We start from the raw sequence: 25,147 nt of genomic DNA, 5'->3' as shown, positions 1-25,147 counted from the left end.
AAAAATAGCCCAGTTGAGCCATATAGACTGCCCATCTCTCCACGTATAGTTAGAGCAGATTCAAACAAGCTGACGAAATCAGGTGAAACGCATGAAAAAAAGTGCTCTGCTCGGGCTGTGCCTGCTGTTTCTCTGCCTGTTAACCACTCCGGCCTTTGCCCATGCGACACTGTTGCAAAGCACGCCGGCAGATGGCGATTTGCTACATCATTCAGGCGAGATACGGCTGTTGTTCAGCGAACCGCTGGAGCCAGAACTGATCGAACTTCACCTTTATAACTGGGACGCTGAGCGCCTCAACTTGCCGCCACCCCAGCTAACCAAAGGTAACGCCTCCGAAGCGTACACAGAGTTGCCCGCCGATTTGGAAGCGGGAAGTTATCGAATATTGTGGAGTGTCATCTCAGAGGACGGCCATAAAATAAACGGTCAAGTCTCCTTTTCACTTCATCAGGTGTCCGAACAGATCGCGCCGATCAACACAGACGCCGCGATCGATCAGGAGCTCAACACCACGCTGCACATGATCCTGCGCGACGTTGCCGAATGCGTACTGCTGATGGCGGGTGGACTGTATCTGCTCTCTTGGTACGCCAAGCGAATCGGATTGCCACAAGCGTCCGAACTGCTCGGGCGCTGGAAAAAATTTGGCTGGGCCTTGCTACTTTTGTTGACGCTTGGCGAAGGGATCACCAACCTGACCCTGTTGCAAAGCGATGCGCTTTCTGCCGTCTTCACAGAGGGACGGTTCGAGATTCTGATCGAGACGCCGTTTCTGGTGATGATTCTCATACAACTGCTCTTGCTGCTGTTGTTCGCTGTGCCGGGCATGGCGAGCAGCTGGCCAACGCTGCTCTTTGGGCTGTTGACAATCAACCTTGCGCTGAGCGGACATGCTTTTTCCAGCGAACCGATGTGGTTGGCGCTCGTCCTGCGCATGTTGCATCTGCTGTCGATCGCGCTGTGGCTTGGCGGCTTGCTCTACCTGTTGCTGATTTGGCGGCGACCGCTTGATCGAAGCCGCTTCCGCTCCTTCTTCCTGCGCGTATTTCTTGCCGCTTCCGCCATGGTGGCCCTGAGCGGCGTAGTGCTGGTCAGCATCCAGACCGACTGGAGCTTGGTACTGGCCGCAAATGCTTGGTGGAGTGGTCTGTTGTTCAGCAAAATTGGCCTGATGGCTGTGATGCTGGTCTTCGCTGTGATTCAATCGCTACGCTGGCGCAAAGACGCAAACGCGTTGTCGCAGTCTCTGCTGCGCGTCGAATGGCTGATCGGCCTGCTGGTGATCCTGGCAGGCATCTGGATGAGCATGATCGCGTACCCCTAATCTTGAGGAGGAACCTACTATGAAAATGAAACCAATCGCTATTGCTGTCATCGCTACCGCTGCCCTCACCCTGTTTGCCGGAACTGCTTCCGCTCATGTCACCGTCTGGCCGAAAGAGACGAAGACAGGCGCTTATGAAAAATACACGGTCCGCGTGCCCGTTGAAAAAGAAATCAACACCGTGAAAGTTCGCGTCGAATTTCCGACCGGCATGAAAGTCTCCACCGTGAAGCCGATTCCCAACTGGAGTTATGAATTTGAAAAAGATTCAGAAGGCGTGAACAAAGCGATCACCTGGACGGCCCCGAGCGACAGTGGGATCAAACAGCATGAGTTTACCGAGTTCGAATTTGTCGGCGCCAATCCGAAAGAGGTAGGCGAAGGCACGCTGGTCTTCAAGGCGTTCCAGACCTACGCGGACAACTCTGTCGTCGAATGGACAGGCGCTCCCGATTCCAACACCCCCGCATCTGTCACCACCTTGACCGCTGCGGCTGCTGGCGAAGACCACCACGGCGGCACGGGCAGTACAGAACACGAGCATGCTGATCAAACGGACCATGGCGACAAAGCTGAAGAAGCAACCACCTCCAGCAACACCTGGCCCCTCGTCCTGTCGGGCGGCGCCCTGCTTCTCTCGCTGATCTCCCTGTTCCGCAAACGTTAATCCATACCGAGATGCAACGAAGAGCCCTGACCGTAACGGCAGGGCTCTTCTCGTTTAACAGCCGCTCATTGCTGTTCCTAGTAATAATGCTAAAAAAGCCCTGACCAATGATGGTCAGGGCTTTTGTCTGCTATTAGGAGTTCGCCTGCACAGCGTCTTTCAAAAAGCCGCTTTGGCGAAGTTGGTTCATCAAAGTGCTGAACTGCGGCAAGTCCAGCTGTTGTTTGGCATCGGACAGCGCGACCGCAGGCTCGTTGTGCGTCTCCACGATCAAGCCGTCTGCACCAACAGCGATCGCCGCTTTGGCAATCGGGAGGATGATGTCTTTGCGTCCGGTCGAGTGTGCGATGTCCACGACAACTGGCAAGTGCGATTCCTGCTTCAAAATCGGGACAGCCGAAATATCGAGCGTGTTGCGCGTCGCCTTCTCATACGTGCGAATTCCGCGCTCACACAGAATGATCTGATCATTGCCCCGCGATGCGATATATTCGGCCGCATAGAGCAGTTCCTCGATGGTGGCAGACAAACCGCGCTTGAGCAAGATCGGCTTGCGCACCGAGCCTGCCGCTTTTAACAGCTCGAAGTTCTGCATGTTGCGCGCCCCGATCTGGATCACATCGAGGTACTCACACGCCATCTCGACATCTTCAGGTGCCACGATCTCCGACACGCAGACCATGCCGTGGCGCTTCGCCGTCTCGCTCAAAATTTTCAAGCCCTCTTTACCGAGACCTTGGAAGTCATAAGGAGAGGTCCGCGGCTTGTACGCTCCGCCGCGAAGCAACATGATGCCCTCGTTTTTCAGATGCGAGGCGACCGCTTCCATCTGCCCTGCCGACTCGACGGAGCACGGACCGGAAATGATCACAGGATCACCGCCGCCAATTGCCAACGGCCCCACCTGTACGATCGTGTCCTGCGACTGGTTCTTGCGAGAGATCAACAGCGATTTCTTCTCTTCTTCCAGCAATCCGAGCGATGCCTGGAAGATCTGTTTGAACAGATGACGAATCGTATCATCTGGGAACGGCCCTTTGTTGGCCGGGATCAATTTATCTAGCATTTCCTTCTCGCGGATCGGGTCGAATCGCTCCGTCCCCTTGCCGCTCTTGAGCAAGCCAATCTCGGACACCAGTTCGGCCCGACGATTTAAGACCTCCAGAATCTCAAGGTTCACCTCATCAAGTTGGCTGCGCAATTCCTCAAATCTCTCTTTGCTCATGCTCATCTTACTCCTCTCAGCTCATAATTGAATCAAGTCTATTTTACACCTTTTGGCCTATGCTGGAAACCACCTTTTCAAAGGCACCCAAAAAGCGTTCATTTTCCTCGGCCAGTCCGATCGAGACACGCAGGTACCCCGGAATTCCGAGAGCCGTCCCGCCGCGCACGATCACTCCTTCGCGCAACAGAGCGTCAAACAACGCTCGATCATCCAGACCTGTATCAAAGATCAGGAAATTCCCCTGTGACGGCACAACCGTATATCCTAATTTCGAAAGCCCGGATTGCAGTTGGTCAAAGCCCGCACGATTCTGAATCCGCGACGCCTCCACATGCTCAAGATCGGTCAATGCTGCAACAGCACCGACTTGTGCCAGCATGTTCGCATTAAACGGTTCGCGAGCGCGGTTGATCGCATCGAGCACTTCCATCGGTCCGAACACATATCCCAAACGCAGTCCGGCCAGCCCGTACATCTTCGAAAACGTGCGCATGACAAGTACATTGTACCCGCGCTTCAGGAAATCAATTCCTTGTGCATAATCGGCCTCGGTCACGTACTCATTGTACGCCTCGTCGAGAATCACCAAGACGTGGGACGGCACAAGGTCGAGAAACCTCTGCAACGCCTCTTCACGAATATACGTACCGGTCGGATTGTTCGGCGAGCAAAGGAAGAGGATCTTTGTCTTCGTGGTCACCGCTGCCAGCATCGCGTCCAAGTCATATTCAAAATTGGAGGTGAGCGGTACAGCTACCGTTTTCGCATCCATCAATTTCGCACCAAACCAATACTGTGAAAAAGAGGGTGACGGAACGACGATCTCATCGCCTGGATTCAAAAACGTTTCTGACGTCAGCTTGATCAAGTCATCCGATCCATTGCCGATCAGGATCTGCTGGGTCGGAATCCCAACGGCATCGCTCAGCGCTTCTTTTAACAAAACGGCGCCGCCATCCGGATAGCGGTTCACCTCTTGCAAAGCTTCTAAGATCGCTTGCTGAGCCCGCTTCGACGGCCCCAGCGGATTTTCGTTCGACGCAAGCTTGGTGACATCGGTCAACCCGAACTCCCGCTTCACATCGGAAATCGGTTTCCCCGGCGCATAAGGCGTAATCTCAAACAGATTTTTCCGCACATTGATCAAAATTTCTTGTGACATGGACCGATGCCTCCCGAACGCTGTTTTCATGCATGATTTTCATGGTAGAATGTAATAGATTCTTGTCACCATTTGTCTATTGCTTCTTCACTGTAACACGGCAAAGCATAAAATTTAATCCCGATTATAGCACATAACAACTCCATTGACAATAGAAGTGTCTGCATAGAAAGGTGTGCTTGTTTTGATCACAAAAAATGATTTTCTCACTGCCCGCGCCAATTTGAAAGGCGTCATTCACAATACCCCGCTCGACTATTCGAAAACGTTTTCCGACCTTTCGCACAACGAGATTTACATGAAGCTGGAGAACCTGCAAAAGACTGGTTCCTTCAAGATTCGCGGGGCATTCCACAAAATTGCCACGCTGACCACCGCCGAGCGCGAGCGCGGAGTGATCGCAGCCTCTGCTGGCAACCATGCGCAGGGTGTGGCGTACGGCGCGAACAACGCAGGCATCCCCTGCATCATCGTCATGCCGGAAGCAGCAGCGCTGTCGAAAGTGGAAGCGACCGCACGCTACGGCGCACAGGTCGTGTTGCACGGTAGCAACTACGATGAAGCGTATGCCAAAGCTTTGGAACTGCAACAGGAGCGCGGATTGACGTTCGTCCATGCCTTTGACGACCCGTCGGTGATCGCAGGTCAAGGCACGATCGCTTTGGAAATCCTTGAACAATTGCCCGACGTTGACGCGCTCGTCGCCCCGATCGGCGGCGGCGGGCTGATCGCTGGTATCGCACTGGCCGCCAAACTGGTCAAACCAGACATTCAAATCGTCGGTGTGGAAGCGGCAGGTGCCGCTTGTATGAAGACTTCGATTGAAGCGGGCGAGATCAGCACACTCGATAAGGTGGCGACGATCGCCGATGGGATTTGCGTGCGCCGCCCTGGCGATTCCACCTATCGCTTGACGCAGCAATATGTCGATCACATCGTCACCGTCGAAGAAGAAGAGATCGCCCGCGCCATGCTGCTCGCCGTCGAGCGCAACAAGATGGTCGTCGAAGGGGCAGGCGCGACTGGTTTAGCAGCCGTCCTCTACGACAAACTCCCCTTCCGCGACAAAAAAGTGGCGGTGCTGATCTCTGGAGGCAACGTGGATGTGAACTTCCTGTCGCGGATCATCGAGCGCGGTCTGGTCGAGGCTGGGCGCTACCTGCGCATCAACACCACCGTCTCGGACAAACCGGGCGTCCTTCAGGACATCCTCGGCATTTTCGCCGAAGAACGCGCCAACATCATCGGCATCCAACATCACCGCATGGGCTCTCGCGTCATGCTCGGGGAAGCGGAAGTTGAAATCGACATCGAGACGCGCGACCATGCTCACCAAGACCGGATTTTGAAGCGCTTACAGGAAAAAGGCTTCGCGGTCATCACCCGATAATCTTTTTGGAAAGAGGGGACCTTCGCTTGGCTCAGCACGATGAACAGATCTTTGCGCTCGACATCGGCACACGATCGGTTGTCGGCCTCGTCGCCCGCTTCAATCAGGAGGGGCAGCTCGAAATTGCCGCCACCGTCGCCGAGGAACATGCCACTCGAGCCATGCTCGACGGGCAGATCCACGATGTCTCATTGGTCGCCGATGTGATTCGCAAAGTGAAAACCAGACTGGAAAGCAAAACCGGCCCGCTGCGCAAAGTGGCGGTGGCAGCGGCAGGACGCTCGTTGAAAACGGTTCGCGCCCGCGTCGATCGCAACATTCAAGGGGAACGCGTCACTCGCGACGTGGTCCTCGCCTTGGAACTGACCGCCGTTCAGCAAGCTGAACGTCACTTGCAGGAATTGACGCCCGATGCGTCGCGCTACCACTGTGTCGGCTACACTGTCGTCCACTATTCGCTCGACGATAGCGTGATCGGATCGCTGGAAGACCAAATCGGCTTGAAGGCCAGCGTCGAGATCATCGCCACCTTCCTGCCGCGCGTCGTCATCGACTCGTTGCAAATGGCGCTAGAACGGGCCGATTTGGAGATGGCCGCATTGACGCTCGAGCCGATTGCAGCGATCAATGCGTTGATTCCACCTTCGATGCGCAAGTTGAACCTCGTGCTCGTCGATATCGGTGCGGGTACGTCAGACATCGCTTTGACTGCAGAAGGCACCGTCGTCGCCTACGGGATGGTGCCTGTGGCCGGAGACGAGATCACCGAAGCGCTCTCCCAGCGCCACCTGCTCGATTTCCCGGACGCCGAACAGCTCAAGCGCCGCCTGATGACCGAAGAACATGTCGAGTTCAACGACGTGCTCGGCATGGGGTACAGCATGCCAGCACGCGATGTGATCGAATCGATTCAAGAAGAGGTGCGCAGCCTCGCCACTCAGATTTCCTACGAAATCTTTAAACTCAATCAAAAAGCGCCTGCAGCCGTGATGCTGGTCGGCGGTGGTTCGCAGACGCCGATGCTCGGCCCCCTGCTGGCTGCCGAATTGAAACTGCCCAAAGAGCGCGTCGCCATTCGTGGCACCGATGCGATCAAACAGCTCGCCGAACAGCACGAAGCGCTGAGCGGTCCGCAGGCGGTCACACCGATCGGAATCGCCTTGGCAGCGCTACAACACCCGGTTTCCTCTGTAGCGATTCATGTCAACGGCAAATCGCTTCGCCTGTTTGAGTTCCGGCAGATCACGGTCGGCGACTGCCTAATCGCAGCAGACGTGGAGATTCGCAAACTGCATGGCCGTCCCGGTCTTGCACTCAGCGTGGAGGTGCAGGGTGAGCTAAAAGTCATCCGCGGAACGCTTGGCACCCCCGCTCAACTTTTGCTGAATGGCCAGCCAGCCAAACTCGATGACATCGTCCAGCACGGCGATGAACTGGAAGTGATCGGCGGCGTATCTGGGGTTGATGCATCGGCTGTCATCGGCGACCTGTTGCCGCCGCACCTGCTACCGGAGCCGCTGAGCATTCTGTTCCGCGGCGAGACGCACATGCTGCCTGCTCGTCTGTTGATGAACGGAGAGTTGGCGACAACCGACACGCATCTTACCGACCGAGCAAAAATCAGCGTGGAGCGCCCGACGACTGTCGATCATGTCTTGCAAGCCCTGCCCGATCTGCAAGCTTATGAACGGGAACTGCTCGACTTGCCGCACAGCTTTGCGATCACGCTTGATGGCGAGTCGGTGACAATGCCACACACGCCTTACGAAATCATGCTGAACGATCTGCCTGCAACGCTTGATACAGCGGTGCAAAGCGGAGATACCCTGCATTTTGGGGCGACGCCCGATCCCCACTACACCGTGCGCTTCTTCTATGATGACAGTCTGCATCCAGGCCAGGCGATCGGAGTGATCTGCAACAACCGCCCGATCAACCTCGAAGGGCCGCGACCGCCGATCTATCTCAATGGCAAACCTGCCGGCATGGACGACCTGGTGCGCGATGGAGATTCGCTGATCTTCAAGCCCCAATCACCACATACGTCTGACGGAGCAGACACTCCCGAATGGCAGCCGGTGGTCAGCGACCTCTTCCGCTACATTCGGATTGAGGACGAACGTCCTCCCGGTGCGCTCGATCTGAAACTTTCGGTCAACGCGCTGCCCGCCACCTTCATGACACCGATCAAGCATGGCGATCTGATCATCATGCAGTGGGTATAACAAAGCCATTTCCCTCACATCGAGGGAAATGGCTTTTTGCGGCTCAATTTTCACGTTCCACTCCTCCACCTTGGCGTTCAGATAAAACATGAACAACACGCCGGCCAACCCGCTCGCCAAGATGAAATACAGCATTCCTTTCTCAAGTAGCCGCATCCTGCGCTTTCGCTCCATCGAGCCGTCCTCCCGTCTCCTTGGTGCGCAAAATCAAGTATGAACTTACCAAGATTAGGGTTCCCCCAATCCAAGTTCCCATACTTGGCGCTTCCGCAAAGACCAGGTAGGCAAAGAGAATCGCACTGACCGGGTCCAGATAACCCAGCACGCCGACATGTTGCACTTTCACACGGCTTAACCCGATGAAATATAGCGTCAGCGCCAGTGCCGTATGCACCACCCCGATCGCGACCATCACCGCGATCGACGAAGTGGGCGGCAACACCATGCCCTGCCAGAGCAGATAGGGCAGCAGTACCAACGTCGCCGCACCAGTCTGCCACAGCACCAGCGTGTGCGCCTGCATCCCGGTCACCTTTTTCCCGGAGATCGTCACCATCGCATAGAAAAATGCCGCGGCAAGCCCCGACAAGATCCCGAGCAGATGATCGCCGCCGACATCATCGCCCAACGGATTCATGATCAGCGTCCCGAGAAACGCCAGCCCCACATAGAACAGCGTTCGCTTCTCCAACTTCTCTTTTAACAACAGCGGAGCGAGCAACATGACCAACACGGGTGCCACATAATAGGACAGCACTGCATTGGCCATCGATGTCAACGTCACCGCTTGGAAAAAGAAAATCCAGTTCAGCGCCAACACAATCCCGCCAAACACCACCCAGCCATACTGTCCAGCCGCCTCTTGCCAAGCCCTACGCAATCCGCCGCCGCGCACGACCTGAAACAGACCGAGTACGAAAAACGCCGACACCACGCGATAAAACACGATGACGGTGGCCGGCTGGTCGGCCCAGCGTCCGAAAATGCCCACACTGCCCCAGATCAGCATCGCCGCGATCACAAACAAGTACCCCATCTCGCCTGACTCCTTTCATGCTCTATAAAAAATGCCCCGCCACAGCAGACGGGACGCTTAGTTCAGTTCCGGATTTCCTTTCGCGATCTCTTCGGCTTGACACTTCGGGCAAATGCCGTAAAACTCCAACCGATACGAACCGACCGCATACCCGTAGGCGTCCAGCTCCGGCGACTCCAAAGTCGCCTTAGGCGGACACGGTACATCGACGACCTTACCACACGTTTCACAGACCAGATGCGCATGTTCCGAATCGTTGCCGTCATAGCGGCTCGACATGTCACCGTAGGACAGCTCGCGGATCACGCCAAGCTCCTTCAAACGGTGCAACGTATTGTACACCGTCGCCATACTGATTCCCGAGAACTCCAGACTAACCTGATGAAAAATCTGTTCGGCAGTTGGATGTTCATGCGTCTCTTTCAAATAACGCAGAATCATCTGCCGCTGCGGAGTTAAACGCACTCCGCGAGACTTCAGATCAGCGAGGGATTCTGTAAACGAGCTCCTCTGCATCTCGCTTCACCTCACCAGACTTGTGAATTCTTATAATAATTCTATTGTATCAGAAACGGTGGGCGCAAGAAAAGAGCCTGCACACCCCTGTGCAGGCTCTTTCCTCGATGCGGCCCTACGTATTAAGAAGCATGTTCGTTCTGATACGTGGCGTGCTCATGGCACGATGCGCAAGTTCCGTAATACTCCAGGCGATATGAAGACAGAGTAAATCCCGCTTGTTGTACATTCTGGGTGATCAGCGCCTCATCAGGCGGACTGGCGATGTCTAGCACTTGGCCGCAGTGTTCACACACCAGATGCGCATGCTCCGAATCGTTACCGTCGAAACGGCTGGAGACATCTCCATAAGACAATTCGCGGATTACCCCAAGTTCCTTAAGCATGTTCAAAGTGTTGTACACGGTCGCAAGCGAGATGCCTGGGAACTGCTCCCCAATTTTTTGGTAGACTTGCTCAGCTGTCGGATGCTCCTCGGTTTCCTTCAGGTACTGTAAGATGACTTGTCTCTGAGGTGTTAGACGAATACCGCGGCTTTTCAGATCAGCGAGCGACTGCGTGTAGCTTTTTCTTTTCATTTGTACCCCCCCATTTCCTCTCTTGCAAGAAAATATTCTTTTACAAAAGATAACCCCACCTACCTTAAATATTACTAACTCAGATAGCCATTGTCAATTGAGATTGTTCATAATCCTGTTATTATTCAATCGATTATTCCAAATAGACAATAATAGAGTTAAAATTGGTAACCCCCACAAATAGAAGGCAAACGGAAAAAAGGTCGTCGTTGCAATCCCCATCGCCGCTGAGCACAAGATCCCGTGCAAATTCCACGGAATCAGTGCCGACGCTACGACCCCCGAGTCGCCAATCGTGCGTACCAACTCCGGTGCCGGAACAGCCATGCGGTCGTAGACCGGTCGCAACGCTCGGCCCGGCACGATGATCGCCAGCGCTTGGTTGCAAGCGAGCAACGCCATCGAAACGGAGAGCAACATGGTCGAAAAGATCAGCCCCAGATAACGCTGAATACGCCCGAGCAGCTTTTGTAAGAGGGTCTGCATCATACCGGTCGATTCCATCACGCCGTTGAGCATCCCGGCACAAAAGACCAGCAACGTTTGGTTAAAAATCGGCCATACGCCGCCCCCGCTCAACAGTGTCTCCCCTTGCAAGGTCAGATCATAGCCGAGCCAGATCGCCCGCAGCACCTCCAACAGGGTAGCTCCCTGCACGAAAAGCGCAAGGCCCGCTCCGGTCAGGATACCCAGACCGAGGTTCCAACGGATCGGTACGCGAAATGCCGCCAAGGTCAGGACGAGCGCAGGCGGTACCAACACGATCCACGGCATAGCAAACTGTTCGATCAACAGGGCGACTAGGGGTGAGTTGACCGAATCGGTCGAAGTGCTCGAAGCTGCCCCATGCCCCAGCCAGAAAAAGAGCCCTGCACAGATCACAAACATCGGCAACCCGGTCTTCAGCAGCGGTTTAAAATTGTCTTCCGCCTTCGTCCCGGTCATCGAAGATAGCAGATGAAAAGCACCGGACACAGGGGACATCCGGTCCCCGACCATCGCCCCCGAGATCAGAGCCCCGCCGATCAGCGCAGGCGAAATGCCAAACACAAGCCCCATACCCGCGATGGCAGCTCCCATCGTGGACAGTGTCCCCACCGATGAGCCGAGCACGATCGACGTGCCAGCCGTCAGCAAAAAGGCCATCACGACCAGATATTCGGGCTGGATAAACTGCATCCCGTAATAGATCAGCCCCGGCACCGTCCCCGCGACCAGCCACGCCGAAATCAAGCCGGCGATCAAGAGCAAGATGCCGACCACCAAAAAGGTACTGCTCAACCCCTGATAGGTCGCACGTAGTACCTCCCGCCACGAAAAGCGGTGGAGCACAGCGATCAATACCGCCACACCCCACCCTAGGAAAAGCGCCAAATATAGCGGAAGTTCAAACACATAGATGCACAGCAACAGCCCTGTGAGGCTGCAAAGAAATGGAAGTCCCGCGATACCGAAGGAAAAACTGCGTTTCTGCTCGTCGATCATGATCCGGACACACCGCCCGACAGGATGAAACGCATCGCTTCTTCCGGCGTAATATCGAGAATTTGTACATGCTCCTTGGGCACGAGGAAAGTCAGACCCGCCACTTGAAACGTCTGTGGCACATAGATGGCAACGTGGTCGCTCAGTTCATCGCCCAGTTTGGCTACGTCTTCTGTGGTAATAAAGCCAAGCATTTTCATCGGGTTGTTCGGCATGGTGACCAAAGCAACTTTCGAAAACGATTTTTTCTCACCGACAAACGACTCGATCGTTTCTCGGATGACTTTATAGAGCGTTTTAACAAATGGAATGCGCTGTAAGATCGACTCGACGATGCCGATCAACTGTGCGCTAAACCAGTAGGTGGTCAGCCAGCCAACCAGCGTGATCAGCACGATGGTCAGCAAAATGCCAAAGCCCGGTACATAAACATCACCGAGTTTTTCATGCAATGAGTTCCCTAAGAGGCTGTCGAAGAACCGAAAGCTCTGCACCACCACATACACGACCAGCCCGATCGGTACGATGGTCAAAATCCCGTTCATAAAAAACTTTAACAAACTACGCCACACTCTCAAAACCCTCTCTCCCTCCGAACTGCCACTGTTTCCAGTTTACCGAAGCAAAGTTTTAGAGTAAACTAAAAAGAATAGGTGAAACGAGGTGTCTCATGGACGTAAAATTACTCGCGGCCCTGATGCGGTCGCAAATGGCGTCACCGCTCGGCACTGACTCTTCCATTTCCAATTCGACCGGTAGCGATTTTTCGATGCTGTTAGCAGAACTGCTCTCTAGCACGGGCGCGACCGAAACAGCGGCGACGTCTTCTTCGCTCAACCAACGCGTGATGAATCTGCCGTTTTCGATCGGCTCCACACAGCAGTTCAACCCCTTTTCTTCCGCGTTCGGTTCTTCCAACTATGACGATCTGATTCAAGCGACGGCCAGTCGCTATGGTGTCGATCCGCAGCTTGTCCGCGCCGTGGTACGGCAGGAGTCGGGTTTCAATCCTTTTGCCACCTCTTCGGCTGGTGCAGGCGGGTTGATGCAATTGATGCCCGCGACCGCCAGAGGGCTTGGTGTGGAAAACGTGTATGACCCGGCTGCCAACCTCGATGGTGGCGTCCGTTATCTAAAACAGATGCTCGACCGCTACCAAGGCGATGTCGGTACCGCTTTGGCTGCCTATAACGCTGGCCCCGGCAATGTAGACCGTTACGGCGGCATTCCACCGTTCGGTGAAACCAAGCGTTATGTCAGCAACATTTTGAACAGTTTGCAAAGCGTATAATGAGGAAAGCCGCATCCGCTGATGGATGCGGCTTTTTTGTCTAGAAAATAGGCTCATAGTTTAGACGATTGTCCCTGCCAAAAACGCCTTCATTCGCATGTACTATCACTGTAAGCGAGAAACGCCAACCAACACAAACAAACTCATTGGAGGGATGTAACATGTCAGGTCATCATGCAGGTCATGCAGGTTACGGTTTTGGTGTATTTGGTGGTTATACTCGTTGGGCAGTCGTATTTCTGATCATCTTTGTCTTGTTCTTCCTGCTCGTTCCCGGCTTCGACGGCGCCTACTAATCGATCGTCCTCGCCGTCATTTTCAAAACAGAGGCGCGCACAGTCGGTGCGCGCCTCTTTTGTCGTTCAATTCGCTTACAGGAAATAAAAACCGATGCCAATGATCACATAAGCACCGAGCGCCATCGCGCCTTCCAACCAGTTCGACTCGCCATCTTGGGCGAGAAAATTGATGAGAAACACCGACAAGACCATCGCTGCCAATTCCGGCCAAGTGAAGACCAGCGACATCGGATTGCCGAGGAGCAACGACAAAAACACCAGCACAGGAGTGACGAACATCGCGATCTGCAATGACGAACCGACGGCGATCTCCAGCGCCAAGTCCATCTTGTTGCGCCATGCCATCAAGACCGCTGAGGAGTGCTCGGCCGCATTGCCGATGATCGCCACGATGATCACCCCGATGAACACTTCCGACCAACCGAGTTGCTGGGACACAGCGTCGATGGTGTGGACGAGCAGTTCCGATTCAAACGCGACGGCTACCGTCGCCAAGGCCAGAACGCCGATCGCTTTGCCCACGCTCCACTCCGCTTCTTCTGGGTGCATGTCTTCGGTGTAGTTGAATAGATTGCGGTGCGTATAAAGGGAGAAAAACAGCCCGAGCAGATACAACACCATGACGACAATCGACACGCCGATCGACAGTTTGATGTCGATCCGATCCGGATGGGACAGCGAGAAGATCGCCGGGATGACCAGTGCGATCACAACGCCGAGCAGCATCATGGCAGCATTGGTGCCTGCGATGATGCGATTGAACTTCTGCTGCGGGTGGCGGATGCCGCCGACCAGCATCGAAAGACCACTCACCAGCAGCAAGTTCCCGATGATCGAACCGGTGATCGATGCCTGTACGACGCCGATCAACCCCTCGCGCAACGCGAAGAAAGCGATGATCAACTCCACCGCGTTTCCGAACGTTGCGTTCAACAAACCGCCAATCTTCGGCCCACTGTGGATCGCAATGCTTTCGGTGGCCCGCCCCATGATGCCAGCCAGCGGAATGATGGCAGCACATGCGATCGCAAACAGGGCGAGTTCGCTCCAATGCATGTACTTCCCGATCACGCTGAGCGGAACTGTGATCACAAGCAGGATCATCATCAGCCTTTGCATAGATAAGACTCCCCCTCGTTCAACTGCCAAAACAGTCGTTCATCCACCCCTAAAATCAAAAATTTCTCCATCCCTAACGCCTCGCCCCAGTTTCTAACCTTTTATATATAGAAATTTACTTGGGGGCAAAAAACGTATATACTGTTCATAATAGTTCCGGAAGGGTGACGTTTATGTCGAACCAAGAGACCAACACCCGCAAAACGATCATCACGATCCTGCGGACCGAAGGCCCGATGAGCGCGGGCGATCTGGCCGAGCGCATCGGGATTACCGAAATGGCAATCCGCCGTCACATCGCAACGCTGGAACGCGATAACCTGATCTTCCCGACCACCATTCGTCAGCCGATGGGACGTCCCGCCAAGGTGTACCAATTGACGGAGGAAGCGGACAATCTTTTTCCTAAAAATTATCATTCCCTGATGCTGGACATTTTAGAAGACATTGTTCACATAGACGGGCAAGATAAGATTCAAGCGATCTTCGACCAACGCGAAGACCGCTTGTCAGCACAGCTCAACGAACTGTTTGATGGTAAGTCTTTGGAAGAAAAGGTGCAGGCGCTCGCCGAAATGCAAAACAGCAAAGGCTATCTCGCCAAATGGGAGCGCAAGGAAGATGGCTCTTTTGAGATTGTCGAGTACAATTGCCCGATCGCCCAAGTATCCAAAGTCTACCCGCAGACCTGCTCCTGTGAAACCAACGTGTTTCGCCGCGTGCTCGGCACCGAAGTCGATCGCTCTCAATGCCTCGCCGAAGGCGGCAGTTGCTGTGTGTTTAAGATTCAGACCGATCATGAGCAAGAAGCATAAACACGTCGATGCAAGCAGGATGCGCTCTGCGTTTGAGAGCGCATTTTCTCCAGCCTTTTATTTCGCTTCACGAATGTTTCGGAGCTGGTAACAGACAAACGCTAGCGATCAATTGCTCTTTTTTCGCCCGAGGAAACCGCTTGATCTCACGTTCGCGGCGCAGTGCACTGCCAAGATCCAGTTGCAGTTCCACATAGCGCAGTGTGAGCGGTCCGCGCCCGCGCGTGTACTTTGCACCTTTTCCTTTTTCATGAAGTTCAATTCGCCGCCACAGATTAGGAGTGATCCCCGTGTAAAGCGACCCGTCCCCACATTCTAAAAGATATACGTATACCATAAAATACCTCAGAACTTTGTCTTTTTACTCTCAATTGTCCAAATGTTAGCATAAAGGAAGATGATGATGAAAGAATTTATTACACTCAAAGAGTTTTTCATCGCGCACAAACGATCCTTTCTCCTCGGCATCTTCTGGGTTTTCTTCGTGGACGCGATCGGTTTGATCACGCCGAAAGTGCTCGGGCTGTTCGTCGATGACTTGCGAGGCGGCGGCTTGGACCGCAGTGACATCCTCACCTATGCGGCGATCATCTTTGGCGCGGCGATCTTCTCAGCTGTGGCCCGCTATTACTGGCGCATCTACATCATGGGCAACTCCCGCAAAGCGGAAGTCTACCTGCGCGACAAGTTTTATCAACACTTGCAGTCGCTCTCACCGAACTACTTCAATCATCACAAGACGGGCGACCTGATGGCGCACGCAACCAACGACTTAGGTGCCATTCGGCAAGCGCTTGGACCAGGCTTTCTCTCCGCGGTCGATCCGTTTTTCGTCCTGACGTTTACGATCATCATGATGCTCTACACCGTCGGCTGGCAACTGACTTTGGCAGCGCTTGCCCCGATGCCATTTTTGGCGCTGATCGTCACTTTGTTTGGACGCGTGATCCATCGCCGTTTCGGTCAAGTTCAGGCCGCATTCGGATCGCTGACCGACCGCGTGCAAGAAAACTTCGCTGGCGTGCGCGTCGTCAAATCGTTCGTGCAGGAAGAGGCGGAGATCAACAAATTCACGGCGGAGAACCAGGAAAACTTCAAAGCCAACCTCAACCTGATCAAAGTCAACGGCATCTACAACCCGGTCGTGCAGGTGGTCACCGCGATCTCCTTTCTGATCGCGCTCTCCTACGGCGGCATCCTCGTCGTTCGCGGCACGATCTCGCTCGGTGACTTTGTGGCCTTCAACACCTACCTCGGTCTGATGACATGGCCGATGATGGCGATCGGCTGGGTGATCAATATGTGGCAGCGCGGGGCGGCATCGATGAAGCGCATCAACGAAGTCCTGCACACTCTGCCTGAGATCTTCGACGGTGAAGAGGTGGCCGACAAAGACGATCTGTCCGGCAACATCGAGTTCAAAAATCTCACCTTCACCTACCCAGGCGCAGAAAAGCCAGTCTTAAAAGACATCAACATCCGCGTCGAAGCTGGCAAGACGGTCGCGATCATCGGTCGCACCGGATCTGGCAAATCGACCCTTATGAATCTACTGCTCCGCTTGTACAATACGCCTCCAGGCGCCCTGTATCTGGACGGTGTGGACATCAACCGCGTACCACTGGCGACGATTCGCGAAAACATCGGCTATGTGCCGCAAGAGAACTTCCTGTTCTCCAAGACGATCCGCGACAACATCGCCTTCTCCGGGTCTGAGCAAGGCTACACCCAAGAGCAGGTGGAGGCGGCCGCATCTCTTGCACAAGTGCACGGCAACATCGTCGATTTTGAAGAAGGGTATGACACGATGCTCGGCGAGCGCGGCGTAACGCTGTCCGGCGGTCAGAAACAGCGCGTCTCCATCGCCCGCGCCGTGATCAAGAATCCGAAAATCCTGATTCTTGACGACAGCTTGTCCGCTGTTGACACGCATACCGAAGAGGAAATTTTGCTGCGTTTGAAACAGATCATGCAAGCCCGCACCTCGCTGATCATCGCTCACCGTATCTCGACGATCAAAGACGCGGACGAAATTCTCGTCCTCGACGATGGGCAGATCATCGAACGCGGTTCGCATGACAGTTTGTTGGAGCTTGGCGGCCTCTACCATGAACTCTATCAGAAGCAACTACTCGAAGACCAAATCGCAGCGAACGACTAGGGGGTGACAGCATGTCGAACATCCATGAAGAAGAAAAGTTAGAGAAATCCTATGACGGTCGGCTGATGCGTCGCCTCCTCGGGTATGTAAAACCGTATAAATACTGGATGCTGCTTTCGATCATCATGCTCCTTTTGATCACCGTATCCGATCTGGCCCGTCCCTATTTAATCAAAGTTGCGATCGACGACCATATGAACGTGTTCAACACGACGTTCGTCACGGCGTCAGACGAGGAACTCACTAAAGATCAGCACTATACCTTCCGCGGTCAAGTGCTGGTGCGGGAAAGCGCGTTTGCAACACCTCCTCAAGACCGTGCGCGCTATCACATCGAAAATACCGATCAAGATCAGTATGTGATGATCGTGGAAAATCAGCCTGGGGCGGCAACTGAACAACTGCCGATGACCCAAACGGAAGTCGAAGTGTTTCAAGAGACTGAAGTGAGCGCACTGGTCTCGATCGGCATGATCTATCTCGCCTTGATCCTTGGCTCTTTTGTGCTCAACTATCTGCAGACAATCATCCTGCAATGGACCGGGCAGCGGATCATCTTCAACATCCGTCAGCAACTGTTCTCCCATCTGCAGAAGCTGTCCCTCGCCTTTTTTGACCGCAACCCGGTCGGACGGCTGGTCACCCGCGTGATGAACGACACCGAAGCGTTGAACGAGATGTACTCGAACATGTTGGTCACGCTGTTCAAAGACGTCTTTATCCTGCTCGGTATCATCGTGATCATGTTCCAGACCAACGTGAAGCTGGCGATGATTTCGATGGCCTGTGTGCCATTTGTGATCATCATCTCGCAAATCTACCGCCACTATGCCCGCCGCGCCTTCCGCGATACGCGCGTCAAACTGGCACAGATCAATGCGACACTGGCCGAAAACATCTCCGGAATGCGGATCATCCAAATTTTCCGCCGCGAGAATCGGATGCACAAAGAGTTCGAACAGACCAACAACGACTACTTCAAAGCGAGTTGGCAGGAATTGCGCACCTTCGCGATTTTCCGTCCGTCGATGGAACTGTTCGCACAGTTAGCGCTGGCGATCCTGATCTGGTATGGCGGCGGCAAAGTGCTCGACAACGCCCTGCAGATCGGTGTGCTGTACATGTTCATCAACTACACCCAACAATTCTTCCAGCCGATCAACGATCTGTCGGAGAAATACAACATCCTGCAATCGGCAATGGCCTCGTCGGAGCGTCTGTTCCAATTGCTCGATACGGACGACTCGATCAAAAACCCAGCGCATCCCAAGCCTTTCGTCAACATCAAAGGCCGCGTCGAATTCAAAAACGTCTGGTTTGCGTACAGCGGTGAAAACTGGGTACTGCGCGACGTATCCTTCACGATTGAGCCAGGCGAGACGATCGCCTTCGTCGGTGCGACCGGAGCTGGTAAAAGCTCGATCCTCAATCTGCTCTCGCGCTTCTACGACATCCAAAAAGGCGAGATCCTGATCGACGGCGTGAACATCAAAGAAGTCCGAAAAGAGGAACTGCGCCGCGCGATCTCCGTCGTGCTCCAAGACGTCTTTCTGTTCACAGGCACGATTCGCGACAACATCCGCCTGCAAGAACCATCGATCACCGATCAGCGCATCGAAGAGTCGGTACGCTTTGTCAACGCCGACAAATTGATCAACAAATTACCCGGGAAATTAGATGAGCCGGTCTTGGAACGCGGCGCCACCTTCTCCGCTGGGGAACGCCAACTGGTCGCCTTTGCCCGCGCCTTGGCGTTCGATCCGACCATCCTCGTCCTCGATGAAGCGACGGCCAACATCGACACCGAGACGGAAAGCCTGATCCAAGACGCTCTGCAAAAATTAACCAAAGACCGCACGACTATCGTGGTCGCCCACCGCCTGTCCACGATCCAAAATGCCGATAAGATCATCGTCATGCACAAGGGCACGATTCGCGAAATGGGCAACCACCAAGCTCTGCTCGCCCAAGGCGGCATGTACTACAACCTGTACCAACTGCAATACAAAGAAAATTTCCAAGAAGAAGCTGCCGCCGCACTGTCACCCGTTGAGGCCTGACACCCGGACGCGACTTCTTCGGTGCTAAGGGAAGCTGTTCAATGACAGCTTCCCTTTCTTATCTCTCGCCAGAAGCGTGTTTATATCCTTGCCATCCCTTGGAGTCAGGGCGTGAATGACAGCGCTCAGTGCAAGTCACTCCGCGTCCTCCGCCGCAAGATCGACTACAAACGGCGGGTCTTTTACGATCAATCTATGTTATAATTTGTACTTGCTTACGAGCTCATGTTATCACTTAACAGATTTTAGGAGGCCCTGCACGTGACCAAGCAAAAATGGCTCTGGGCGTTGCTGATCGCAGCGACAGGTCTTGTCCTCTACGGGATCATCAGCGTTCAAAACTGGGGCGCTGGCTGCGTTGCGCTGATCTTACTCACCTTGTACGGCGTGAAAAAAGACCAAACTGACATCACGTGGCAAAAATTCCTGCCGATCGGTTTTCTGGCTCTGCTCTTTCCCTTTGTGATGTACAACTACGCTGGCTCCTTCTGGCACAGCATCGTCTCTTGGCAGACGGGTAATGTCCACCACTATTTCAAATGGAACGACCTGTTCGCCTCGATCCCGTTTAACGATGCGAGCTTCCTTTGGTTCTATCAGCCCGAATGGCTGGTCAAATTGATCGGCTGGATCTACTGGTATGGATTCACCTTGTCCTTCTGGGCCTGTATGATCCGTAGTTTCTTCACCAAAGATGTCAAAAAGATGCTCCATTACGCTTTTGCCGGATTTGTCCTCCAAGTCCCGCTGATCCTACCGTTCTACAATACGATTCTGTTGCAGGAAGTTTGGTACGTCTATGGCATCCCTGACATGCTCGACCCGTGGTACCGCCATTACACGACCGAAGCGGAGACCTTAAACTGGGTGCAAAACTGCTTTCCTAGCATGCATACCTCGATGGCCTTTGCGATGCTTTTGCTCGCCCGCCGCGAGTCGTCTCGCTTTTTCCGCTGGACGATGACCATCTACTGCACGCTGATCATCTTCTCCACGATGTATTTGAAAATTCACTGGGTCATCGACGTGATCGCTGGGATGCTTTTTGCATGGGGCGTTGTCAAACTTGCCGATCTGATCATGAATCGACTGATCTCGCGCCTGCCTGCGCGACTCCTCTTGCGCACCCGCGAAACGGTCTCCCCCGTGGCAGCCACCACCGAAAAACAGCCCGAATAAAAAAGGCACTCCTGCTTTCGGAGTGCCTTTTTTACATCATTCCCCTTGTTCCCCACTCGGTTCAGCAGCGGAGCGAGCCGCCTCCAACTGCAATCGAATCACCCGACGCAACGGGTCTTCTGGCAGCGTCACCACCGCATCGCCTTTGACTTTGACCTGACAGCCGAGGCGGTATCCCGCCTTGACCTGTTGAACCGATAGCATCCGCGACTCCGAGATGCTAAGCGTATCGAGCGCCCCATCGGACTCCACCTGCAACTTGCACGTTCCACAGGCTCCGCGTCCGCCGCACTTGCTCGGCAAAGCGGCCTTCGCCGCTCGAACAGCCGCTAGGAAAAGCACTCCGTCGCGCACTTCCACCGTCTTGTTGTGCGGAAGAACTTTTACCTTACTCATCCTCTTCATCTCGCTCCAAGAACTCTGGCGGCACCTGCTCAGGAATCGCCGTCCCATCCTCCAACCACAGCTGAATCGGCTGGACAGCGAGCGCTCGGACCTCCTCCCGTTCCATCTCGACAACATTCGGCACATGGATCAAACAATCATCCAAATAGTCGAGTACGCGCTGCACATTCAACGCCCGATACTCCGGCGCATACGGTGTCAAGAGTTCCCTTGCGCGAGTGAACAGTTGCCGAAAGCCAGCGATGTTGCCTGCATTCAAGTGATAGAGCCCGACTGCGAGTTGGATCAAGCCCTTATAAAAATCGATCCGATCGCTGTGCCAATAGCCTTCCAATACTTCATGCGCTTCAAAATAATCCACTTCGTTCACATATTTGAAAAACAGCAAATACTCCATCGGGTGATCATGAGTCATCTGCAAAACTCCAATCTCGTGTAAAGCGCCATCAACTTCAGGCGGTTGACAGGGTTACCGTCTGTCCCTTTTTCCACATATAGTATAACCAATTGAACCAGCACAGGAGGTTCCGATGAGACGAAACCCTACTGCCGATCTATCCACACTTCGCTCCAGGGCCAAAGATCTCCTGCCGACCACGACCGTTTTACTCTATGGACAAGACGATACACTGCTCAAAAAATCATTGCAAAGCATCAGGCGTCAGCAACATGTTACCCTCGATTGCATATTGTTGACCGACGACCCACACTATGAACCGGGGCAACTCCCGCTGAAACATTGGCCCGAACGCTTTGCTCTGCGACACCTCAAACCGGACTTCCCTTGCGGCAAATCCCGCCTCGTCAACCTTGCCCTGCCGCACATTTCCAGCCGTCACGTCCTCGTGCTACAAGCAGGAGACCGTTTCGAACGAGATGAGATCGCTCTGATGGAGAAAAAGCTGGCCCTGGCACCGCCACATACCGCTGCCGTTTTTGGCAATTTGGAACTGTGGGAAAGCTCTCCACAGGGTGATCGAATCACCAAAGCGCTCCCGAGCATCATGACTCGCTCCATGCGCCGCTTGCTCAACCATCTAAAAAGGGAGCACCGCCTCGCCCCACCGTTGCTCCCAGCCAAACTCTTAAAGCGGATCGGCTATCCGACCGACTATCCTGGCGAAGGCTTCCTGCTGGCCGATACAGCTTTCACATTGGCGCTGCTGCAAGAAGGAACGCTGGAACACCACGCGGATCTGTGTATCCGTCGCTATACTAACACCGAACTGGCCTGTTTTCAAAAGGAGGACGAAAAGCGGATCTTACACGTCTTACTGCGCCAATCGGCCAAAGACCTTTCCCTCCCAGAGCCCTATGACTAAAAACCGCCTGGCCCACGCCAAGCGGTTTTTGTTTGCTACAGATGCTTACCAAATACGTAAAACTGATGCTTCCTCCGATTTCGTCCGGTAAACGATCGTTGAATCGCTCGAACCAGTTCATCAGAAGCACCGGCTAGTTGGATGGAGACGCGTTCGACAGGCTTCGCTTCCCGCACAGCTCCGGCAGCGGCGGCCAGCCCGCCTGCGGTTGTCGAAGCGACCAGTTGTAGCACGCGCAGTTCCTGCGTTCGCACCGCATACAAGGCAACCGCCTCGATCTGACCGTGCCGCTCTGCGATCACACAGCCTCCACGTCTTCGTTTGCCGAGCAACTCTTGGAGCAGGGCACGATCGAGCGAGACCGTTTTCCGAAAATCATGAGGACAGGTCACCGCTTCAAACGATGCTCGATAGCCGACCTGCCCCCCCAACCAATGTAACACCCGTGACACGTCAACCGTGTGCGAAACTGCACGCAAGCGGGTCAGCTGAGCGGCTGGCTTGCGAGGCAAGTGGGACCATCTCGTCCATCGTGCCCACTCCGTATAGCCGCGCGCGCCTCCCATCATCGCGTGCACGCGCCCGTTGCTCGGCAGTGTGTTTAAACGCACCACCTCGGCCCCTAGCTCTTTGACCTGCTGATCCACATAATCGGTAAAAGCCCCGCCGATCCCACTGCCTTGCGCTTTCGGAGCAATGCGCATCCACTGGAGCCAGCAGTCCTTAGGACGCGGAAACACCGCCTGACAGCAACCGAGAATCTTTCCATTCTGCTCCGCGACGTACCAGCCGTCCGGTTCCTGTTCAAAGCGGTTGATCATCCGTGAGACGCGCTCCTTGCTCTTGCGCTTCGTAAACAGTTCCGCCAGCTCTAACACATCTGCACGGTCCGCTTGGCGAAACGTCAACCCGTCCACCGACTCCCCCTCCTTTCTCCGACTCTCTCCTAGACTATGGCAACTTTGACCCGGTCGTACCCATGCCTATCTATAAAAAAATACAAATTTGAAGTCAGTGAAAATAATGAAAGTTAAAATATATGGTTCAAAATCCCTACGAAGTATAGTAAAATAGTTGTAACTTAGATTCCCGCGATACTACTTTCGGAGGATATTGCTCGTGAAACTAATTCCATTATTTGAACTCTCTGAAGTCCATAAGATTGCACGTCCGATCTACGCACCCGACCAATCGATTCTGCTCAACCGTGGCGCCTCGGTCAAATTGGCTTACAAGAATCGCTTAGAATCTTTTGGTATCCTGTCCGTCTATGTAGAAGATGAATTTTTAGGCACGATCGAAGACATCGATCCTGTTTCCGATGTGGTACGTCAAGGGGCGGCCCGCATCGTGCAAAAGGCGTTCGATTTAGCAGAGAATCGTCGCCCGCTTAATATTGACGAACTGATCCGCGTCGCCAATCAGATCACCGACGACCTGATCGCCAACCGCGGCTGCATGGTGCAATTTACCGACGTTCGCGCGACCGGGTCCTATCGTTACTCGCATTCGGTCAACGTTTGCATCCTCGCCACCTTGACAGCGCTTGGGCTTGACTATGATATGCTGCGTGTAAAACAGATCGCCATCGGGTCGCTTTTGCACGACATCGGCTATGCGACCGCCAAAAATCCGCTCGACCACCCGATGGAAGGATTCAACCTGTTGCGCCGCTACCCGATCATCCACACGCTGTCAGCTTCCATCGCCGTTCAGCACCATGAGCGCATCGACGGGGCTGGCTTCCCACGCAATTTAAAAGGCGACGCTGTCCACGAATACGCTCAGATTTGCGCGCTCGCCAACCTCTATGACCATCTGACCAATGAAGAAGACGGCACGCGTATATTGCCGCATTATGCACTGGAGAAAATCATGTCGGAATACACTGCATACGACCAAAAGATCATCACCGCCTTCGTGCGCAATATCGCGCCTTACCCGGTCGGCACATCCGTACGACTGAACAACGGACAAGAAGGCAAAGTGATCGCCGTCCCTAAAGGGCTGCCACTTCGCCCAGTCGTCAAGCTTTTCGACACTGCCGAACTGGTCCATCTGCTCGACCATTCCACCTTATTCGTTACCGAAGTCATCGAAAAAGTAGCAGTTGCGAAATGATCGTGTGATCGCTTTTCACCATGCCCAACACGATCATGCGTGTATGAGGTTCTGCCCAATCATTCGTATAAAAAGGGGGCGTGCCAAAATGGCACGCCCTGTATGTTCAACGCTGTGAAATCGGTTTCATTATGCATTCAAAAAATTCAAGCACACATACCAGTCATACTCTTCTTCCGTTCCATGGGACTCAAGTTCGCGATAGTAGCTAACAAAATCGGAACTGGACATTCCAAAACGTTGCTCACAATCTTGCACATATGACATCATTTCATCACGTTTACGAGACCAATATTCCTGCATACCAGAAATCCCCTCCACTAAATTCGTTCATCCCTGCATTAAGTATATCACATTATACGCTCAGAATTCGATATATGACATACTCAAATCAAATTTTTTCACCCTAAAAAATAGGCACTTGTCACGCTTTGCCGCCCTTCGCCATACGATGCACCAAAAGGAGGTCACGGTGAATGGAACAACTCCTCCAAGAAAACTTTTACCTGCGGCGGCGCGTGGAGGAATTGGAGCGCGAGAATCAGCAAATTCGCTTGATGCTGGCTGCTAAAACGTTGCTGGTTGATAAGATCGAGTTTAATTTTGACCGAATCAGAATCGAAAACTTAAGCGGAGCTCTGCAGATCGGCCTTACCCATCAGGCAGATGTGAACCCGCAAACGGTAAACTTGCCACAGCTCACCAAGGGTCCAATCTTCCGCATCTAAAAAAACGGCGGCCCGCTCGGACCGCCGTTGCTT

At 53.9% G+C, this 25,147-nt stretch carries 26 protein-coding genes; 13 read left to right on the top strand and 13 right to left on the bottom strand.

The features are described from left to right. The first annotated feature begins 91 nt into the window (after window positions 1–91). Together CIG75_RS07605 and CIG75_RS07600 are read left to right on the top strand one after the other, a co-directional pair. Window positions 92–1,327 carry a copper resistance CopC/CopD family protein gene (locus CIG75_RS07605; RefSeq protein ID WP_094236106.1) on the top strand — a complete coding sequence of 412 codons (1,236 nt, stop codon included), beginning with the start codon at window positions 92–94 and terminating at the stop codon, window positions 1,325–1,327. 19 nt (window positions 1,328–1,346) lie between these two features. Beyond that, on the top strand, window positions 1,347–1,994 hold the full coding sequence (locus tag CIG75_RS07600) for a YcnI family copper-binding membrane protein (RefSeq protein WP_094236105.1): 648 nt from the start codon (window positions 1,347–1,349) through the stop codon (window positions 1,992–1,994). 133 nt (window positions 1,995–2,127) lie between these two features. Here CIG75_RS07600 and CIG75_RS07595 read toward each other — a convergent pair whose 3' ends face one another. Further along, a complete protein-coding gene (locus CIG75_RS07595; protein WP_094236104.1) occupies window positions 2,128–3,219 on the bottom strand; it encodes a bifunctional 3-deoxy-7-phosphoheptulonate synthase/chorismate mutase in 1,092 nt (363 codons plus the stop codon). A gap of 43 nt (window positions 3,220–3,262) precedes the next feature. Next, the gene (gene hisC / locus CIG75_RS07590; RefSeq protein WP_094236103.1) at window positions 3,263–4,384 is read right to left on the bottom strand and encodes a histidinol-phosphate transaminase; all 1,122 of its coding nucleotides are present in this window, start codon (window positions 4,382–4,384) and stop codon (window positions 3,263–3,265) included. Between the two features lie 184 nt (window positions 4,385–4,568). Here hisC and ilvA point away from each other — a divergent pair, with 184 nt between their 5' ends. Both ilvA and CIG75_RS07580 read left to right on the top strand, forming a co-directional pair. Beyond that, window positions 4,569–5,774 (top strand): threonine ammonia-lyase, encoded by a 1,206-nt coding sequence (gene ilvA / locus CIG75_RS07585; RefSeq protein WP_094236102.1) that lies wholly within the window; start codon window positions 4,569–4,571, stop codon window positions 5,772–5,774. 26 nt (window positions 5,775–5,800) lie between these two features. Then, window positions 5,801–7,999, top strand: coding sequence for a cell division protein FtsA (locus CIG75_RS07580; protein WP_157729442.1), 2,199 nt, complete (start codon window positions 5,801–5,803; stop codon window positions 7,997–7,999). Window positions 8,000–8,141: 142 nt separating this feature from the next. On the opposite strand, the gene CIG75_RS07575 is transcribed toward CIG75_RS07580, so the two are convergent. The 5 genes from CIG75_RS07575 to CIG75_RS07555 all read right to left on the bottom strand — a co-directional run bounded on the left by CIG75_RS07575 (window position 8,142) and on the right by CIG75_RS07555 (window position 12,159). Continuing rightward, the gene (locus tag CIG75_RS07575) at window positions 8,142–9,035 is read right to left on the bottom strand and encodes a DMT family transporter (protein ID WP_094236100.1); all 894 of its coding nucleotides are present in this window, start codon (window positions 9,033–9,035) and stop codon (window positions 8,142–8,144) included. Window positions 9,036–9,092: 57 nt separating this feature from the next. Then, window positions 9,093–9,551 carry a Fur family transcriptional regulator gene (locus CIG75_RS07570; RefSeq protein WP_094236099.1) on the bottom strand — a complete coding sequence of 153 codons (459 nt, stop codon included), beginning with the start codon at window positions 9,549–9,551 and terminating at the stop codon, window positions 9,093–9,095. A 122-nt stretch (window positions 9,552–9,673) separates the two neighbouring features. Then, a complete protein-coding gene (locus CIG75_RS07565) occupies window positions 9,674–10,129 on the bottom strand; it encodes a Fur family transcriptional regulator (RefSeq protein WP_094236098.1) in 456 nt (151 codons plus the stop codon). Window positions 10,130–10,222: 93 nt separating this feature from the next. After that, window positions 10,223–11,614, bottom strand: coding sequence for a Na+/H+ antiporter NhaC family protein (locus tag CIG75_RS07560; protein WP_094236097.1), 1,392 nt, complete (start codon window positions 11,612–11,614; stop codon window positions 10,223–10,225). Continuing rightward, on the bottom strand, window positions 11,611–12,159 hold the full coding sequence (locus tag CIG75_RS07555; protein WP_094238371.1) for a DUF502 domain-containing protein: 549 nt from the start codon (window positions 12,157–12,159) through the stop codon (window positions 11,611–11,613). The genes CIG75_RS07560 and CIG75_RS07555 overlap by 4 nt, the downstream gene beginning before the upstream one ends. Window positions 12,160–12,284: 125 nt before the next feature. On the opposite strand from CIG75_RS07555, the gene CIG75_RS21410 reads away from it, so the two are divergent. Together CIG75_RS21410 and CIG75_RS21405 are read left to right on the top strand one after the other, a co-directional pair. Beyond that, window positions 12,285–12,905 (top strand): lytic transglycosylase domain-containing protein, encoded by a 621-nt coding sequence (locus CIG75_RS21410; protein WP_265415067.1) that lies wholly within the window; start codon window positions 12,285–12,287, stop codon window positions 12,903–12,905. Between the two features lie 161 nt (window positions 12,906–13,066). Continuing rightward, entirely contained in the window at window positions 13,067–13,201 is a 135-nt protein-coding gene (locus CIG75_RS21405) for a hypothetical protein (RefSeq protein WP_265415088.1), read from the top strand. 75 nt (window positions 13,202–13,276) lie between these two features. Here CIG75_RS21405 and cax read toward each other — a convergent pair whose 3' ends face one another. Further along, on the bottom strand, window positions 13,277–14,323 hold the full coding sequence (gene cax / locus CIG75_RS07545) for a calcium/proton exchanger (RefSeq protein ID WP_094236096.1): 1,047 nt from the start codon (window positions 14,321–14,323) through the stop codon (window positions 13,277–13,279). A 173-nt stretch (window positions 14,324–14,496) separates the two neighbouring features. Between cax and CIG75_RS07540 the strand changes: the two genes are divergently transcribed. Then, the gene (locus CIG75_RS07540; protein ID WP_094236095.1) at window positions 14,497–15,138 is read left to right on the top strand and encodes a helix-turn-helix transcriptional regulator; all 642 of its coding nucleotides are present in this window, start codon (window positions 14,497–14,499) and stop codon (window positions 15,136–15,138) included. A 67-nt stretch (window positions 15,139–15,205) separates the two neighbouring features. Here the strand turns inward: CIG75_RS07540 and CIG75_RS07535 are convergent, their stop codons facing one another. Beyond that, window positions 15,206–15,475, bottom strand: a complete 270-nt coding sequence (locus CIG75_RS07535; protein WP_094236094.1) for a GIY-YIG nuclease family protein — start codon at window positions 15,473–15,475, stop codon at window positions 15,206–15,208. Window positions 15,476–15,535: 60 nt separating this feature from the next. On the opposite strand from CIG75_RS07535, the gene CIG75_RS07530 reads away from it, so the two are divergent. From CIG75_RS07530 to CIG75_RS07520, 3 genes are all read left to right on the top strand, one after another. Beyond that, the gene (locus CIG75_RS07530; RefSeq protein WP_227874381.1) at window positions 15,536–17,299 is read left to right on the top strand and encodes an ABC transporter ATP-binding protein; all 1,764 of its coding nucleotides are present in this window, start codon (window positions 15,536–15,538) and stop codon (window positions 17,297–17,299) included. An 11-nt stretch (window positions 17,300–17,310) separates the two neighbouring features. Continuing rightward, complete coding sequence (locus CIG75_RS07525) at window positions 17,311–19,359, top strand: ABC transporter ATP-binding protein (RefSeq protein ID WP_094236092.1); 2,049 nt, start codon at window positions 17,311–17,313, stop codon at window positions 19,357–19,359. Between the two features lie 261 nt (window positions 19,360–19,620). Then, window positions 19,621–20,538, top strand: coding sequence for a phosphatase PAP2 family protein (locus CIG75_RS07520; protein WP_094236091.1), 918 nt, complete (start codon window positions 19,621–19,623; stop codon window positions 20,536–20,538). A 36-nt stretch (window positions 20,539–20,574) separates the two neighbouring features. On the opposite strand, the gene CIG75_RS07515 is transcribed toward CIG75_RS07520, so the two are convergent. Together CIG75_RS07515 and CIG75_RS07510 are read right to left on the bottom strand one after the other, a co-directional pair. Continuing rightward, window positions 20,575–20,934, bottom strand: a complete 360-nt coding sequence (locus CIG75_RS07515) for a 2Fe-2S iron-sulfur cluster-binding protein (RefSeq protein ID WP_157729441.1) — start codon at window positions 20,932–20,934, stop codon at window positions 20,575–20,577. Beyond that, entirely contained in the window at window positions 20,927–21,358 is a 432-nt protein-coding gene (locus CIG75_RS07510; protein WP_094236090.1) for a DUF309 domain-containing protein, read from the bottom strand. Before CIG75_RS07510 ends, CIG75_RS07515 begins: the two co-directional genes overlap by 8 nt. Window positions 21,359–21,473: 115 nt before the next feature. On the opposite strand from CIG75_RS07510, the gene CIG75_RS07505 reads away from it, so the two are divergent. Beyond that, entirely contained in the window at window positions 21,474–22,265 is a 792-nt protein-coding gene (locus CIG75_RS07505) for a glycosyltransferase family protein (protein WP_094236089.1), read from the top strand. 35 nt (window positions 22,266–22,300) lie between these two features. On the opposite strand, the gene CIG75_RS07500 is transcribed toward CIG75_RS07505, so the two are convergent. Continuing rightward, window positions 22,301–23,182 carry a GNAT family N-acetyltransferase gene (locus CIG75_RS07500; RefSeq protein WP_094236088.1) on the bottom strand — a complete coding sequence of 294 codons (882 nt, stop codon included), beginning with the start codon at window positions 23,180–23,182 and terminating at the stop codon, window positions 22,301–22,303. A gap of 202 nt (window positions 23,183–23,384) precedes the next feature. Between CIG75_RS07500 and CIG75_RS07495 the strand changes: the two genes are divergently transcribed. Next, entirely contained in the window at window positions 23,385–24,386 is a 1,002-nt protein-coding gene (locus CIG75_RS07495; protein WP_094236087.1) for an HD-GYP domain-containing protein, read from the top strand. Between the two features lie 129 nt (window positions 24,387–24,515). Here CIG75_RS07495 and CIG75_RS20660 read toward each other — a convergent pair whose 3' ends face one another. After that, window positions 24,516–24,689 carry a hypothetical protein gene (locus CIG75_RS20660; RefSeq protein ID WP_157729440.1) on the bottom strand — a complete coding sequence of 58 codons (174 nt, stop codon included), beginning with the start codon at window positions 24,687–24,689 and terminating at the stop codon, window positions 24,516–24,518. A gap of 173 nt (window positions 24,690–24,862) precedes the next feature. Between CIG75_RS20660 and gerPC the strand changes: the two genes are divergently transcribed. After that, window positions 24,863–25,114, top strand: coding sequence for a spore germination protein GerPC (gene gerPC, locus CIG75_RS07490; RefSeq protein WP_094236086.1), 252 nt, complete (start codon window positions 24,863–24,865; stop codon window positions 25,112–25,114). Window positions 25,115–25,147 lie beyond the last annotated feature (33 nt).

The organism is Tumebacillus algifaecis, from assembly GCF_002243515.1.
GTDB lineage: Bacteria > Bacillota > Bacilli > Tumebacillales > Tumebacillaceae > Tumebacillus_A > Tumebacillus_A algifaecis.
Note: the sequence above shows the minus strand (reverse complement) of the source record. Positions and strands in the feature narration are given on the sequence as shown.

Bases quoted from the DNA above. Each gene is read 5' to 3' on its own strand.
- CIG75_RS07560 (WP_094236097.1), bottom strand. From the start codon at position 11,614: ATGATCGACGAGCAGAAACGCAGTTTTTCCTTCGGTATCGCGGGACTT.
- CIG75_RS07505 (WP_094236089.1), top strand. From the start codon at position 21,474: ATGAGACGAAACCCTACTGCCGATCTATCCACACTTCGCTCCAGGGCC.
- hisC (WP_094236103.1), bottom strand. From the start codon at position 4,384: ATGTCACAAGAAATTTTGATCAATGTGCGGAAAAATCTGTTTGAGATT.
- CIG75_RS07570 (WP_094236099.1), bottom strand. From the start codon at position 9,551: ATGCAGAGGAGCTCGTTTACAGAATCCCTCGCTGATCTGAAGTCTCGC.
- gerPC (WP_094236086.1), top strand. From the start codon at position 24,863: ATGGAACAACTCCTCCAAGAAAACTTTTACCTGCGGCGGCGCGTGGAG.
- CIG75_RS07565 (WP_094236098.1), bottom strand. From the start codon at position 10,129: ATGAAAAGAAAAAGCTACACGCAGTCGCTCGCTGATCTGAAAAGCCGC.
- CIG75_RS07595 (WP_094236104.1), bottom strand. From the start codon at position 3,219: ATGAGCAAAGAGAGATTTGAGGAATTGCGCAGCCAACTTGATGAGGTG.
- CIG75_RS07510 (WP_094236090.1), bottom strand. From the start codon at position 21,358: ATGACTCATGATCACCCGATGGAGTATTTGCTGTTTTTCAAATATGTG.
- CIG75_RS21410 (WP_265415067.1), top strand. From the start codon at position 12,285: ATGGACGTAAAATTACTCGCGGCCCTGATGCGGTCGCAAATGGCGTCA.
- CIG75_RS07540 (WP_094236095.1), top strand. From the start codon at position 14,497: ATGTCGAACCAAGAGACCAACACCCGCAAAACGATCATCACGATCCTG.
- CIG75_RS07525 (WP_094236092.1), top strand. From the start codon at position 17,311: ATGTCGAACATCCATGAAGAAGAAAAGTTAGAGAAATCCTATGACGGT.
- CIG75_RS21405 (WP_265415088.1), top strand. From the start codon at position 13,067: ATGTCAGGTCATCATGCAGGTCATGCAGGTTACGGTTTTGGTGTATTT.
- CIG75_RS07575 (WP_094236100.1), bottom strand. From the start codon at position 9,035: ATGGGGTACTTGTTTGTGATCGCGGCGATGCTGATCTGGGGCAGTGTG.
- CIG75_RS07555 (WP_094238371.1), bottom strand. From the start codon at position 12,159: ATGAACGGGATTTTGACCATCGTACCGATCGGGCTGGTCGTGTATGTG.
- CIG75_RS07515 (WP_157729441.1), bottom strand. From the start codon at position 20,934: ATGAGTAAGGTAAAAGTTCTTCCGCACAACAAGACGGTGGAAGTGCGC.
- CIG75_RS07605 (WP_094236106.1), top strand. From the start codon at position 92: ATGAAAAAAAGTGCTCTGCTCGGGCTGTGCCTGCTGTTTCTCTGCCTG.
- CIG75_RS07530 (WP_227874381.1), top strand. From the start codon at position 15,536: ATGATGATGAAAGAATTTATTACACTCAAAGAGTTTTTCATCGCGCAC.
- CIG75_RS20660 (WP_157729440.1), bottom strand. From the start codon at position 24,689: ATGCAGGAATATTGGTCTCGTAAACGTGATGAAATGATGTCATATGTG.
- CIG75_RS07535 (WP_094236094.1), bottom strand. From the start codon at position 15,475: ATGGTATACGTATATCTTTTAGAATGTGGGGACGGGTCGCTTTACACG.
- cax (WP_094236096.1), bottom strand. From the start codon at position 14,323: ATGCAAAGGCTGATGATGATCCTGCTTGTGATCACAGTTCCGCTCAGC.
- CIG75_RS07600 (WP_094236105.1), top strand. From the start codon at position 1,347: ATGAAAATGAAACCAATCGCTATTGCTGTCATCGCTACCGCTGCCCTC.